The following is a 12,920-nucleotide window of genomic DNA, read 5'->3' as shown; positions in this document are numbered from 1 at the left end:
CCTCAGCCCGCCTGGGCCATCAGCGGTTGGGGGGCGCCGCGGCGGCGCTGGCGCGCCGGGGCGATGGCGAGCTGGTCGCGGTACTTGGCCACGGTGCGGCGGGCGATGTGCACGCCGTTGCGGGCCAGCAGTTCGGCGATCGCGTCGTCGGCCAGCGGCCGCTGCGGCGGCTCGGCATCGATCAGGCGCTTGACCATCGCACGCACCGCGGTGCCGGACACGTTGGCGCCCTCCAGCCGCACCGCGAAGAAGCGCTTCATCTCGATGGTGCCGCGCGGGGTCTGCAGGTACTTGCCTGTGGTGATCCGCGAGACCGTCGACTCGTGCATGCCGATGGCATCGGCGACTTCCTTGAGGGTCAGCGGCGCCATCGCTTCGTCGCCGCGCTCGAGGAACCCGGCCTGGCGCTCGACGATCACCCGCGCGGTGCGCAACAGCGTGTCGTAGCGCATCGCCAGGCCGCGGCTGAGCCAGCGCGCCTCCTGCAGCAGCGCGCGCAGCTGGCCGCTTCCGGCATCGTCGCCGCCGCCGGCGAGGGCGCGCTCGTACATCGGATTGACAGCGACCCGCGGGGCGGTCGCGCCGTTCAGCGCCACCCGCCACTGGCCATCGGCGAACCAGGCCACCGCATCGGGCACCACCGCGACATTGCCGTCGGGTCGGCCGGCGTCGCCGGGCCGGGGATCGAGCGAGAGCACCAGGCGGGCGGCCTCGGTGGCGTCCTCCTCGGCCACGCCCAGGCGCAGGGCGATGGCGGCATGGTCGTGCGCGGCCAGCAGGTCCAGGCAGCCGCCCAGTATCCGTGCCGCCAGCGGCCGGCCCGCGACCGGGCCGGGCAGGGCGGCCAGCTGCGCCTGCAGGCACTCCTGCAGGCTCGCGGCGGCGATCCCGGCGGGGTCGCCATGGAGCAGGCGCTGGCGCACCGCCTCCACCCGCGCCGCGGGCAGATCGAAGCGCGCGCAGGCCAGCCGGGCCAGGACCTCCGGCTCGCCGTCGAGGTAGCCGGCGTCGTCGCAATGCTCCAGCCAGAACGCGGCGATCTCGAGTTCGGCCGGGGCCAGTTCGAGCGCCAGGTCCTGGAGGATCCGGACCTGCGGGTCACTGGAGCCACCGGCGGCGATGCGCTCCATGCCGTCTTCCTGGCCCTCGCGCCAGCCTGCGGCGGGAACGTCCCACATCGACGACTCGGGCAGCTCGTCGAAAGCGGCGACCTCGGCCGCGGCGGCGTCGGCGATGCAGCCCTCCGCCTCGGCTGCAGCCTGGGTCTCGGCCTCTTCCTGCAGTTCCAGCAGCGGGTTGAGTTCCAGCGCCTGGCGGACCTCCTGTTCGAGCTGCATGCTGTCGAGCTGGAGCAGGCGGATGGCCTGCAGCAACTGCGGCGTCAGGTTGAGCTGCTGGCCGAGCTGCTGGGACTGGATCTGGCTGCCTTTCATGGTGGCTCCCGGTCGGCACCGGTGGAGCGGTGCCCGTGAGCGCATCTTGCGGCGCCCGCGACGGGAGTTGAATCGGGACGTTCCCGACGCCGGTGGTCGCCGTCCCGACGCCTGTCGGGGCCGCCCCTACACCGGCACGGGATTCCGGCGCCGGAATTCCGGCGCGCCCCATTCATCCCGCGCGTTTCAGTCCAGCTCCCGCTCGTGCCGGGCCGCCAGCAGCAGCAGGTCGGTGGCGCGCCGGCAGCCCAGCGCCTCCATCATCCGCGCGCGATGGGTCTCCACCGTCTTGACGCTGATGCCGAGGTCGGCGGCGATCTCCTTGCTGCTGAAGCCGCGGCCGATCTGCGCCAGGATCTGGCGCTGGCGCGGCGACAGTGCCGCCACCCCGACCGGCTTCTCGCGCCCGAACAGCGGTGCCATCATCTTCGACGACAGCCGCGGGCTGAGGAACACCTCGCCACCGGCGGCGGTGCGCAGCGCGAGTTCCAGCTCCATCGGCGCCGCGTCCTTGACCACGAAGCCGGCGGCGCCGCGCTCCAGCGCATCGCGGACGTGCGAGGCGTCGTCGTGCATCGACATCATCACCACGCGGGTCGCGGGCAGCGCGCCCAGGATCGCGCTCATCGCGTCCAGGCCGCTGCGGCCCGGGAGCGACAGGTCCATCAGCACGATCTCGGGGCGGTGCAGCGCCGCCAGGTCGACCGCCTGCTCGGCATTGCTGGCCTCGGCGCAGACGTCGACCCCGGCGAAACCCTGCAGCAGCCGGCTCAGGCCGGCGCGGACGAGGGTATGGTCGTCGACGATCAGTACGCGCACGGTGCGGTCGGCTGTCCCATGATGGTCGCGGCCACCATAGCCGAGGCCGGGCCGATAGGGAATCGCGGCCGCGGCGCGGCGCGGTCAGCGCCGGCTGGCGGCGATCTGCTTGCGGTGCAGCCGGAACAGGTGCTTCTCGAGCGCGTCCGCGAGGCCCGCAGGAAGCGCGCCGAACCGCAGCCACAGGCGCTGGAAGCCGCCGTCGGCGGGGGCTTCGGCCAGTACCGTCGCCGGAAGCTCGAGATGGTCGGGCAGCCATTCGGACGGCTGCAGGTGCAGCACGCCGGCGGCGCCGGCGGCGATTTCCGGGCGCGCCGGCGCATCCAGGCGGACGCCGCGGTGCGACCAGCGCACCGCGCGCAGGGGCAGCGCATCGGAGGAGCGGCTGACCAGGCGGCCGAGCAGCATCAGCATCAGGTCCAGCTTGGCGTCCATGCGCTGCGCCAGCTGCGGCAGTTCGCCGCGCTCCTCGCCGGCGTCGTCCATGCGCAGGTCCTCGACCTGGGCCAGGCCCGCCAGCAGCGCCTCCGCCTGCGGCAGGCGGCCGGGGCCGGCACCGGGCACCAGCTGTGCCGGCAGGTGCAGCTCGCAACTCAGGGCATCTTCGAACAGGTCGCGTTCTGCCTGGTCCGCGGACACCCCGGTTGCGTTCATCATCCAAGCTCCGAATAGGCGCGCGCCGCGTGCCCCGCCTGGCGCATGTCGCGCAGCTCGGCGGCGATGCCGCGCTGCCGCTCCTGCATTCGCGCTGCGAGCGAGTTCTGCATCTGCAGCATCGCCCGCAGCGCGCCGAGCGGGGCGTTGCCGCCCACCGTCTCGACATAGGCGCGCAAGTCCCGATCATACTGTGCCAGCAGCGAGCCGGCCGGCAGGAAGTCGTCGTGCTCGAGCGCCTCGGCCAGGGCGTCCAGGCCGGCCTGCAGATCGCCCAGGGTCGGCTCGCTCATGCCGCGCCTCCGCTCGCCTGCAGCTGCCGCTGCTGTTCGGGAATCGCGTTCCAGGCCGCGTCGACCTCGGCCAGCAGCGCCAGCGACTCGCGCAGGCCCTCGCCGTCGTTGTGCAGGTTGGCGGCGGTCAGGCGCCGCACCACGTAGTCGTACAGGGCGGACAGGTTGCCGGCGATCTCGCCGCCGGCCTCGTGGTCCAGCGAGCCGTCGAGGTGGCCGACGATGGCGCAGGCCTCGCCGATCGCCTTGCCCTTGCGGGCCTGGTCGCCCTGCTCGAGGCAGGCCTCGGCCAGGCGGATCCGGTCGCAGGCGCCGGCCAGCAGCAGCGAGACCAGCTTGTGCGGATCCGCATCCATCACCGTACCTTCGATGTGGTTCTGCCGGTATTCGGCGGCGAGCGAACGAGGCGACATCGGGAGTGCTCCTGGGGTGTTTGCATCAGGCCAGCTGGGCCGACAGGGCGGCCAGCTGCTGGGAGAGGTAGTTGCTGGTGGTCGACATCTGCGCCATCAGCGAATCGAGCGCCACGAACTGCGCCTGATAGCGCTTGGCGGTGGCTTCCATGCGCAGGTCCACCGATTCGCGCTGGCGGGCGACGTCCTTGAGCTGGTCGTTGATGCCCTTGGTGCGCAGGGTGAAGCTGCCATCGGTGCCGACGTACCCTTCCACCACTCCGGACAGGCGCGCGGCGAAGCCTTCGCTGCCGCTGAACGCGGCGGTGATCTTGCCGGGATTGGCGGCCATCGCGGCGTCGAACTTGGCGCTGTCGAGCACCAGGGTGCCGTCGCTGGAGGGGTACGCACGGGTCTGCAGGCCGAGGGTCCTGGCGTCCAGGCCCTGTACGGCGAGCTCGCCGAGCAGGTCGCCCATGATCGCGCGCAGCTGGCCCGCGGCGCCGCGCATCTGCGCGTCGCCGGTGAGCGAGGAGGGCGTGTCGGTTTCCTTGTTGTACGAAGTGGCCGTGGCGATCGCCTTGATCGCCGCGTTGTAGGCCTTGACCACGTCCTCCACCGGCTTGCGGCTGGCGGCCGCGTCCGTGGCGACGGTGACCGTGCTGGTGCCGGTGGCCTTGAGGGCGAGGGTCATGCCGGGCACGGCGTCGGCGATCGCGTTGCCTTCGGAGGTGGTGATCAGGCCGTCGATCGAGACCCGGGCGTCGGCGGCGGCGGTCTTCTGCTGCAATCCCCCGACCAGGGTGGACAGGTCGCCGCCGCCCTCGACCAGCTGGATCGAGACCGCATTGGCGGCGCCGGTCCTGGTCGAGGCCACCGAGAGGTGCTGGCCGTCGTCGGAGGTCAGCAGCGAGGCCTGCACGCCGAGGCTCGCGGCCTTGTCGTTGATCGCGCTGCGGATGTCGGCGAGGCTGCTGCCGGTGGCGATGTCGATGGTCACCGACTCGCCGCCCATGCTCAGCGAGAGCTGGCCCGCATCGAACAGCGTGCCGCTCGGGACCGCCGCACCCATCAGCTTGTGGGCGCTGGCCAGCGCCAGCACCTCGATCTGGTATTGCCCGGCGGGCGTGCCCTTGCCGACGCTGGCGGAGAGCACGTTGTCGGTGCCGCTGGTGCTGTCGGCCGAGACCGAGCCGACCGTGCGGGCGCCCATCGCATCGGACTTCTTCAGCGCGTCGAGCGCGGTCTTGAGCGCGTCGAACGCGGAGCTGACGCTGCCGACGCCGGAAAGCTTGAACTTCGCGGCCGATTCGAGCTTGGCGAGGCGGGCGTCCTGTGGGGCGCGGTCGGCGGCGACCAGCTGGCTGACCATCGAGCTGATGTCGATGCCCGAACCGATGCCGCCGTAGCCGAATGAATAGTCCGCCATGTGGATCTCCCGTCTGGCGATCGACGGATCGCCGCTGGCCGGTGGCCCGGCTCATGAGCAATAGCGGCCCTGCGCCGGGGTTCTTTAGCGGCGCCGGGGCGCCGGAGACGGCGAGCCCCGGCCGCGCGCGGCCGGGGCCCAAAAAGCAGATCCCCTCCGCGAGGAGGGGACCTGGGTGGAGCCGGCGGCCGTGGCGGCCCGCCGTCCGGATCTTCCGCGATCAGCGCAGCAGGCTGAGGACGTTCTGCGGGATCTGGTTGGCCTGGGCCAGCATCGCCGTACCGGCCTGCTGCAGGATCTGCGTGCGCGACAGCTCGGCGGTCTCCTTGGCGAAGTCGGTGTCGCGGATGCGGCTGCGCGACGCGGTCAGGTTCTCGGCGCTGGTGTTGAGGTTGGCGACCACCGAGGTGAAGCGGTTCTGCACCGCACCCAGGTCGGCGCGGGCCGAGTTGATCTGGTCGAGTGCCGAGTCCACCTGCTTCATGGCCAGGGTGGCGCCGGCGAAGGAGCTGACGTCCAGGCCGGAGATGCCGGTGACGGTGCTGTCGGTCGAGACCTGCGCGCCGACGCCGTCGAAGCCGGTCAGGGTGCCGTCGTCGGTGCCGCCGAAGGTGATGGTGCTCTCCGAGGCCACTTCGATCACGCCGGTGCTGGAGTTGAAGCTGGCGTTGACGCCGGTCTGCGAGGACACGTTGTTGATCGCGTCGACCACCTGCGCGGCGCGCTGCGAAGCGGTACCGACCGCCGACAGCGGGCCGATGTCGACGCCGTTGACGGTCAGCGAGCCGGCCGCGGCCGCACCGGTGCCCAGGCCGGAAACGGCCGTGGACTGCGCGGTCGAGGTGGTCACGGCGCCGCCCAGGGCGACGACGTTGGCGTCGACCGGCGAGGTCACGGTGATGGTCTCGTTGGCGTTGGCGCCGACCTGGAACACGAACGAAGGCGCGTTGCCGTCGAGCAGCTTGGTGCCGTTGAAGCTGGTCTGGTCGGCCACGCGGTCGACTTCCGACAGCAGCTGGGTGACTTCGGCCTGCAGCGCGGCGCGGTCCGAGGACGAGTTGGTGGCGTTGGCCGACTGCACCGCCAGTTCGCGGATGCGCTGGAGGTTGTTGCCGATCTCGCCCAGCGCGCCTTCGGCGGTCTGCGCCAGCGAGATGCCGTCGTTGGCGTTGCGGGCGGCCTGGTTCATGCCGCGGATCTGGGTGGTGAAGCGCTCCGAGATCGCGAGGCCGGCGGCGTCGTCCTTGGCGCTGTTGATGCGCAGGCCCGAGGACAGGCGCTGGATGGTGGTGGACAGGCTGGCGCTGTTGGTGCCCAGGTTGCGCTGGGCGTTCAGCGAGATGGTGTTGGTGTTGATGACGGACATGTTGATGGTCTCCTGATGAAGGGAATCCGGCGCGGGTCACAGGGCCTGGCCGGTTTGCTCCGCAGGGGGATGCCGTCTGTTTCGGCCCTGTCCTCTGCTGGAGACATTAACGACGCCCCGCGGCGAACCTTTAGCGGATCCCGCAGAAAATTCGTTGACTCGGGAATCCGGAAGCTGTAGAGCCGCGAAGGAACCGGCGGCGCGATGGCTTGGCGGCAGGAGACGGGAAATCTTGAGCGCGTTCGCGGGCGGGCCGGCACGGCCCTGGACGCTGCGAGGTTCCTGCGACCGCCGGGTCTCCCGGCCCGGTCCACGACTGGACGGACGCCCTTTCGCGAAAGCGACGGAAATCGCGACGAAGCGATCGGTCAGCGGATCATGTTGAACAGCGACAGCCGCTGCATCTGGGTGAAGCTGAGCTGCGCGGCCTCGAGCGCGGTCTGCTCGAGGGTGAAGCGGCTGATCGCCTCGGCGTAGTCGAGATCGCGCATGCCCGACAGGGTGGTCTCGATGGTCAGCGCCTGCGAGTCGCGCAGTTCGGCGGCGGTGTCGATCGCCGAGAGCTGGGCGCCGCCGGCGGCGCGGGCGTCGACCAGGTGGGCCTGGGCCGAGGCGACGTCGCGCATCGACTGTTGCAGGGCGTTCTGCTGCGCGGCGATCTGCTGGTCGCTGGTCGGCGCGGCGGAAAGGGTGGACATCAGCCGGTCGAGGGTGGCGAAGACGTCGCGGGTGCCGGCGGGGCCGATCGTGAACTCGTCGCCCGGCGCCGGTTCGCCCTCGATCCGCATCTGCAGGCCGGCGAAGGCGATGCTCTCGCCGGGCACGTAGGCGCCGCTGGCGATCACCGCGCCGCCGCCGTCGCGGACCTCGTAGGCGTCGGCGGCGGTGAAGGCGACGGTGTGGGTTCCGCCGTTCCAGGCGGCGGAGTCGCTGAGCGCGAACTGGCGCAGCAGGCCGGTGCCGGCGTTGGCCGCGCCGGGACTGGCGTCGACGCGGCCGTCGCCGGTGCGCACGCGCATGAACACCTCGCTGCCGGGCTGGCTGTCGGCAACGAACATCTGCGGCGCGATCTCGACCCGGCGCTGGGTCTGGTCGCCGCCGTAGACCGCCGCGCCGCCCGAGATCGAGAACGGCGCGGAGGCGTCGTCCGCGCCCGCGAACAGGAACCGTCCGCTGCCGTCGGTGCTGTTGGCCAGGTCCAGCAGCCCGTCGCGGATGCTGCCGATCTCCTTGGCGATGGCGGCACGGTCGGCGTCGGACAGGGCGCCGCTGTTCGCCTGCACGGTCAGTTCGGTGACCCGGCCCATCATCTCGCCGGCCTGGGCCAGCACGTTCTCCTGCAGACCGAGGCGGTTCTGCACGTTGGCGGCGTTCGAGCCGAAGCGCTCCAGCTCGGCGAGCGCGCGGTCCAGCCCGACCGCGGTGCCCGCGGCGACCGGGTCGTCCTTGGCGGTCACCAGCCGCTGCCCGGTGCTCAGCTGCTGCTGGATCCTGGCCAGGCTGGCCTGTTTCGACTGGATCGAGGCCAGCGACTGGCTGTACATCATTCCCGTGGAGATGCGGACGTTCATCGGCGCGTCGCGTTGAGGATGGACTGGAACATCGTGTCGGCGGTGGAGATGATCTGCGCCGCCGCCTGGTAGGCCTGCTGCAGGCGCAGCATGTCGGCGGCCTCCTCGTCGAGGTTGACCCCCGAGACCGAGTCGCGCGCGGCCAGCGCCTGGTCGTGGATCACCTGCTGGGCGTCGGCGGAGTATTCGGCCTGGCGCGCGGCCGAGCCCACCGTGGTGGTGAGCCCGGCGACCGCGCCGTTGAGGCTCACGGTGCCGCCGTTGAGGGTCCGCGCGTCGTCCAGGTTGGCGAGCAGCGCGGCGTTGCCGTTGTCGCTGGAGCCGGCCCCGGTCGGGCCGACGGTGAACGCGTCGCCGGCGGCGGGCGCGCCGTCCAGGGTCATGCTCCATCCGTTGGCGCTGATGGTCTGGCCCGGGGTGTAGGGGTAGGGGCCGGCGCCGTCGAGGGTGTACTGGTCGCCGTCGATGAACTCGATGGTGGCCGGCGTCAGCAGGTCGGGGTGCGCGGCGTCGCCGACCGCCGGCTTGCCGGGCTTGCCGGTGCCGGTGTTGGCCAGGTCGGCCGACACCTTGACCGGCGAGGCGGCGGCGATCCGCGACGGATCGGTGATCGCCACCGAAATCGCGCCCGCGGCTCCGGCGGTCGGCTGCAGCAGGAACCGGTCGCCGTTGGCCGGCACGCCGCCCACCTCGATCTCGACGCCGTTGACGCGTAGCGGATCGGCCGCGGTACCGGTGCCGGTCAGCGGCACGCTGGCGCCGGTGTCGGCGCGGGTCGCGCTCCAGCCGCCGCCATCGAAACGCAGCACGACGTCGCGGCCGTCGAGCGCGCCGACCTCGCCGAGCGACGCCTGCAACACCGCGCTGCCGGCGTTGCCGGCGTGCGCGTTCGCGGTCGGCGAGGGCAGGGCGAAGAAATCGCCGCCCAGCTGCCCGTACAGATCCATGCCGGCGCCATGCGCCTGGTTGAAGGCGTCGCCCAGGCCGATCGCGATGCGGCCCAGCTCGGCGAGCGCCGGGTCGAGCACGCTGCTGCGGAACTCGAGCAGCCCGCCGACCCGGCCGCCCATCGCGCGTTCGTCGAGACGGATCTGCTGGCCCTGGGTCTCCAGCGCCAGCTGCTGCCGTTCCGGCCGGAACGGATCGGCGACGGTGCCGAGCCGCGACGCGGTGGCGCCGACCACCAGCGCCTGGCCGCCGGCGGTGACCACGTTGACGGTGCTGCCGTCCTGCGAGACCGCGGTGCCGCCGGTGTAGTCGACCAGCTGCGAAACCAGCAGGTCGCGGCGATCGAGCAGGTCGGGCGCGGCCTTGCCGCCGCTGCTGCCGATCTTGCCGTTGAGCTGGGCGATCTCGGCGGAGAGGCGGTTGATCTCGCCGACCGCCGACTGCAGCCCGGCGTCGACCTCGCGGTCGAGGCGGTCGAACTCGGCGTCGAGCTGTCCGAAGCGCGTCGCCAGGGCGTTGCCCTGCGACAGCAGGTTCTCGCGTTCCGCGCTGGAGGCGGCGTTCGACGACAGCGCGCTCACCGAGTCGAAGAAGTTCGACCACATGCCGGAAATGCCGGTGGCGGTGTCGGAGACCAGGCTGTCCAGGCGGTTGGACAGCCCGGAGATCTGCTGCAGCCGCGCCAGCTCGCCGCCGGCATCGAGCAGCCGCGAGGTGGCCAGCGAGTCGGCGACGCGGTGGATGTCGGCGATCTTGGTGCCGCCGCCGACGTAGCCGAACCCGTAGTCGGTCGGGTTGCGGGTGGCGAAATCGACCCGCTGCCGGCTGTAGCCGGGCGTGTTGATGTTGGCGACGTTGTGGCTGACGGTCGACAGCGCCCGCTGGAAGGCGATCAGCGCGCTGGTGCCGGTGGAGAGGACGTTGGACATGCTGGATTACCTCAACGGCGCACCGCGTCGCCGATCGTTTCGGCGGCGCCGGCCAGCACGCGCCCGGCGCCCTGGACCGCGTCGCCGGAGCGGGTGGCGAAGCTGCTGATGGCGGACAGCGCCCGGCCCAGGGTCGGGCCGTTGGCGATCGAGCTGATCTTGTCGGCGTAGGCCGGGTCGGTGGCGTAGCCGGCCTGCTGCAGGGCGCTGGCGAAGCGGCGCACGTCGCCGCCGGACTCCAGCGCCTGGCGGTAGCGGGGGTTGTTCTTGATCATGCGCACGTAGTCGGCGAAGCTCTCGGCCGGCGAGTCGTACGCGCGGAAGTCGGCGCGTTCGCTGTGGCGCACGCCGTTGGTGTACTCGTGGGTGTTCACCGTTGCGCGGTCGCCCTTCCAGCCGGTCGCCTTGATCCCGAACAGGTTGTTGGCGGTGGCGCCGTCGCCGCGGGTGATCATGCGCTTGCCCCAGCCGGTTTCCAGCGCCGCCTGGGCGACCAGGGCGCGCGCGTCCACGCCGAGTTCGCGCGCCGCCTGCTGCGCATGCGACCAGATCCGGGCGACGAACTGCTCGGGACTGCGCGGCGGGAACGACGCCGCCGCCTGGCTGGCGGCCGCAGCTTCCGCCGCGGGGACCGGCGCGCCCGCCGCGGCGGCCGGCGCCGATGCCTGCGCGCGCGCCGCGCTGGCGGCGAGGATCCATTCGCGCGCGGTGGAGGGTTCCGAGGATTCGCGTGCCCGGTCGCCGCTGCGGCCGGCGATCAGGTCCAGCACCTGCTCGACCGGGCTGGCCGGCAGGTCCAGCGACTGGTTCGCCGCCGGCTCCCGCAACCCGGGCAGCGCCGCCGGGGCCGGGCGCCGGTCGCGGTCCGCGTCGGTGAGGGCGTAGGCGCGGACCGCGCTGGCCGGGTCGGCCGCGGGCTGGGCGCCGCCGCCGAGCTGGCGCGCGATCACCTCGGCCAGGCCGAGGCCGCGACCCTGGCCCTGGGTCATCGCCTTGGCCAGCTGCTGGTCGTACATGTCGCGGAACAGCTGGTTCTCGCCGGGGAACAGCGAATCGCCGAAGCTCGCATCGCGCATGCTCTTGATCAGCATCTGCGCGAACACGCCTTCGAACTGACGCGCGACCTCGTCGATGCGCGCGGCATCCGGACGGGTCGCCTGCTGCAGCTCGATGGGCGCGTTGATGCGCATCAGATCACCTCCAGCTCCGCGCGCAGGGCGCCGGCCTGCTTCAGCGCCTCGAGGATCGCGATCAGGTCGCCGGGGGCGGCGCCGACGGCATTGACCGCGCGCACGATCTCGTCCAGCGAGGTGCCGCCGGCGAACTTGAACATGCGGCTGCCGGCCTCGGTCACGCCCACTTCGGAGCGCGGCGCGACCACGGTCTGGCCCGCGCCGAAGGCGCCGGGCTGGCTGACGTCGATGTTCTCGGTGATGGTGACGGTGAGCGAGCCGTGCGAAATCGCCGCCGGCATCACCTGCACCTGGGAGCCGATCACCACGGTGCCGGTGCGCGAGTTCACGATCACCTTGGCCGCGGCCACCCCGGGGGTCAGTTCGAGGTTCTCGACCTGGGCCAGGAAGCCGACCCGCGCGCTGGGATCGTAGGGGGCCCGTACCGAGACGGTGACGCCGTCCACGGCGCGGGCGGTGCCGGGACCGAACGCCGCGTCCAGCGCCTGCACCATCCGCGAGACGGTGGTGAAGTCGTTGCGATTGAGGTTGAGGGTCAGCTCGCCGGCGTTCTCGAAGCCGCCCGGCACCGCGCGCTCGACCATGCCGCCATTGGGGATCCGGCCGACGCTGGGCACGTTCACCGAGACCCGCGAGCCGTCGCGGCCCTGGGCGCCGAAGCCGCCGACCACCAGGCTGCCCTGGGCGATCGCGTAGACCTGGCCGTCGGCACCCTTGAGCGGCGCCATCAGCAGGGTGCCGCCACGCAGCGAGACCGCGTTGGCGATCGAGGACACGGTGATGTCGATGGTCTGGCCGGGCTTGGCGAACGGCGGCAGCTCGGCATGGATCGCCACCGCCGCGACGTTCTTGAGCTGCGGGTTGACGTTGGCGGGCACCGTCACCCCGAGCTCGTTGAGCATGTTCTTCAGGCTCTGCACGGTGAACGGCGCCTGGCTGGTGCGGTCGCCGCTGCCGTCCAGGCCCACCACCAGGCCGTAGCCCACCAGCGCGTTGCCGCGCACCCCGCCGACGCTGGCGAGGTCCTTGATCCGCTCGGCCTGGGCGGGCAGGGCGGCGAACAGCGCGGCCAGGGCCAGCAGCGCGGCGAAGCCGCCTGCCGGGAACGCGCGCCTGTGCATCTTGCTCATCACCGTGGTCCTGCTCAGTAGGGGTAGAGACGCGAGTTGAAGAACCGGCTCAGCCAGCCCATGGCATTGGACTGGGCGATCGCGCCGCGGCCGCCATAGGCGATCCGGGCGTCGGCCACCCGGCCCGAGGGCACGGTGTTGTCCGGACCGATATCGGCCGGGCGCACGATTCCCTGAATCTGGACCAGTTCGTCGCCCTGGTTCAGGCGCATGTCCTTCTGGCCCTCGACCACCAGGTTGCCGTTGGGCAGCACGTCGACCACGGTCACGGTCAGCTGACCCTGCAGCTTGTTGCTCTGGGCGCTGCGTCCGGTGCCGTCGAAGTCGCGGCCGCCGCTGACCGAGGCGCTGAGCACGTCGCGGCCGCCGATGGTCACCGGCGCGCCGAACACCGACGGCGCGGCGAGGCTGAAGTCGCTCTCCTTGCCGACGCTGGTGCTGGCGGCGGTCTGCGCGGTGGTGTTCTCGACCAGATTGATGGTCAGCAGGTCGCCAAGTCCACGGGCGCGGCGGTCGGAGAACAGCGACAGGCCGCCGGTGTTGCCGGCGCCGGCCTGGTAGATGGCGCCGGCGTTGGGTGCCGCGGCGGCGGCCGCCACCGGCTGGCCGGTCGCTGCCTGCACCGTCGGCTGGCCGTAGGCGCGGGCCTGGGCCAGCGGCGGGTAGGGCCGCATGTCGCCGGAAGCGACGCAGCCGGCCAGCAGGACCGGGCAGAGCGCGACGGCCAGCGGCCGCAGATGGGAGCTCGAAACGTTCATCGCGG

At 72.1% G+C, this 12,920-nt stretch carries 12 protein-coding genes; all 12 read right to left on the bottom strand.

The genetic code is table 11. The features are described from left to right. Positions 1 to 2: 2 nt before the first annotated feature. The 12 genes from rpoN to flgH all read right to left on the bottom strand — a co-directional run bounded on the left by rpoN (position 3) and on the right by flgH (position 12,915). Complete coding sequence (rpoN, locus tag QFW77_RS07095) at positions 3 to 1,433, bottom strand: RNA polymerase factor sigma-54 (RefSeq protein WP_280573744.1); 1,431 nt, start codon at positions 1,431 to 1,433, stop codon at positions 3 to 5. A 186-nt stretch (positions 1,434 to 1,619) separates the two neighbouring features. Further along, complete coding sequence (locus QFW77_RS07090) at positions 1,620 to 2,252, bottom strand: response regulator (RefSeq protein ID WP_280573743.1); 633 nt, start codon at positions 2,250 to 2,252, stop codon at positions 1,620 to 1,622. An 84-nt stretch (positions 2,253 to 2,336) separates the two neighbouring features. Beyond that, entirely contained in the window at positions 2,337 to 2,906 is a 570-nt protein-coding gene (locus tag QFW77_RS07085; protein WP_280573777.1) for a PilZ domain-containing protein, read from the bottom strand. Beyond that, positions 2,906 to 3,199, bottom strand: coding sequence for a hypothetical protein (locus QFW77_RS07080; RefSeq protein WP_280573742.1), 294 nt, complete (start codon positions 3,197 to 3,199; stop codon positions 2,906 to 2,908). Before QFW77_RS07080 ends, QFW77_RS07085 begins: the two co-directional genes overlap by 1 nt. Next, positions 3,196 to 3,612, bottom strand: a complete 417-nt coding sequence (fliS, locus tag QFW77_RS07075; protein ID WP_280573741.1) for a flagellar export chaperone FliS — start codon at positions 3,610 to 3,612, stop codon at positions 3,196 to 3,198. Before fliS ends, QFW77_RS07080 begins: the two co-directional genes overlap by 4 nt. Before the next feature lie 25 nt (positions 3,613 to 3,637). Beyond that, the gene (fliD, locus tag QFW77_RS07070; protein ID WP_280573740.1) at positions 3,638 to 5,020 is read right to left on the bottom strand and encodes a flagellar filament capping protein FliD; all 1,383 of its coding nucleotides are present in this window, start codon (positions 5,018 to 5,020) and stop codon (positions 3,638 to 3,640) included. Positions 5,021 to 5,240: 220 nt separating this feature from the next. After that, positions 5,241 to 6,386: a flagellin gene (locus tag QFW77_RS07065; protein WP_280573739.1), complete on the bottom strand. Its 1,146-nt coding sequence runs from the start codon at positions 6,384 to 6,386 to the stop codon at positions 5,241 to 5,243. Positions 6,387 to 6,754: 368 nt separating this feature from the next. Beyond that, positions 6,755 to 7,957, bottom strand: coding sequence for a flagellar hook-associated protein FlgL (gene flgL / locus QFW77_RS07060; RefSeq protein ID WP_280573738.1), 1,203 nt, complete (start codon positions 7,955 to 7,957; stop codon positions 6,755 to 6,757). Then, positions 7,954 to 9,834 (bottom strand): flagellar hook-associated protein FlgK, encoded by a 1,881-nt coding sequence (gene flgK, locus QFW77_RS07055; RefSeq protein WP_280573737.1) that lies wholly within the window; start codon positions 9,832 to 9,834, stop codon positions 7,954 to 7,956. The genes flgL and flgK overlap by 4 nt, the downstream gene beginning before the upstream one ends. 11 nt (positions 9,835 to 9,845) lie before the next feature. Next, entirely contained in the window at positions 9,846 to 11,024 is a 1,179-nt protein-coding gene (flgJ, locus tag QFW77_RS07050) for a flagellar assembly peptidoglycan hydrolase FlgJ (RefSeq protein WP_280573736.1), read from the bottom strand. Further along, entirely contained in the window at positions 11,024 to 12,148 is a 1,125-nt protein-coding gene (locus QFW77_RS07045) for a flagellar basal body P-ring protein FlgI (RefSeq protein ID WP_280573776.1), read from the bottom strand. The genes flgJ and QFW77_RS07045 overlap by 1 nt, the downstream gene beginning before the upstream one ends. A 23-nt stretch (positions 12,149 to 12,171) precedes the next feature. Further along, positions 12,172 to 12,915, bottom strand: coding sequence for a flagellar basal body L-ring protein FlgH (gene flgH, locus QFW77_RS07040; protein ID WP_280573735.1), 744 nt, complete (start codon positions 12,913 to 12,915; stop codon positions 12,172 to 12,174). Between the last annotated feature and the right edge of the window lie 5 nt (positions 12,916 to 12,920).

Source organism: Luteimonas endophytica (genome assembly GCF_029887875.1).
Classification (GTDB): domain Bacteria; phylum Pseudomonadota; class Gammaproteobacteria; order Xanthomonadales; family Xanthomonadaceae; genus Luteimonas; species Luteimonas endophytica.
Note: the sequence above shows the minus strand (reverse complement) of the source record. Positions and strands in the feature narration are given on the sequence as shown.

Coding starts and splice junctions, on each gene's coding strand:
- QFW77_RS07045 (WP_280573776.1), bottom strand. CDS start 12,148: ATGCACAGGCGCGCGTTCCCGGCAGGCGGCTTCGCCGCGCTGCTGGCC.
- QFW77_RS07085 (WP_280573777.1), bottom strand. CDS start 2,906: ATGAACGCAACCGGGGTGTCCGCGGACCAGGCAGAACGCGACCTGTTC.
- QFW77_RS07080 (WP_280573742.1), bottom strand. CDS start 3,199: ATGAGCGAGCCGACCCTGGGCGATCTGCAGGCCGGCCTGGACGCCCTG.
- flgL (WP_280573738.1), bottom strand. CDS start 7,957: ATGAACGTCCGCATCTCCACGGGAATGATGTACAGCCAGTCGCTGGCC.
- QFW77_RS07065 (WP_280573739.1), bottom strand. CDS start 6,386: ATGTCCGTCATCAACACCAACACCATCTCGCTGAACGCCCAGCGCAAC.
- rpoN (WP_280573744.1), bottom strand. CDS start 1,433: ATGAAAGGCAGCCAGATCCAGTCCCAGCAGCTCGGCCAGCAGCTCAAC.
- flgJ (WP_280573736.1), bottom strand. CDS start 11,024: ATGCGCATCAACGCGCCCATCGAGCTGCAGCAGGCGACCCGTCCGGAT.
- flgH (WP_280573735.1), bottom strand. CDS start 12,915: ATGAACGTTTCGAGCTCCCATCTGCGGCCGCTGGCCGTCGCGCTCTGC.
- fliS (WP_280573741.1), bottom strand. CDS start 3,612: ATGTCGCCTCGTTCGCTCGCCGCCGAATACCGGCAGAACCACATCGAA.
- fliD (WP_280573740.1), bottom strand. CDS start 5,020: ATGGCGGACTATTCATTCGGCTACGGCGGCATCGGTTCGGGCATCGAC.
- flgK (WP_280573737.1), bottom strand. CDS start 9,834: ATGTCCAACGTCCTCTCCACCGGCACCAGCGCGCTGATCGCCTTCCAG.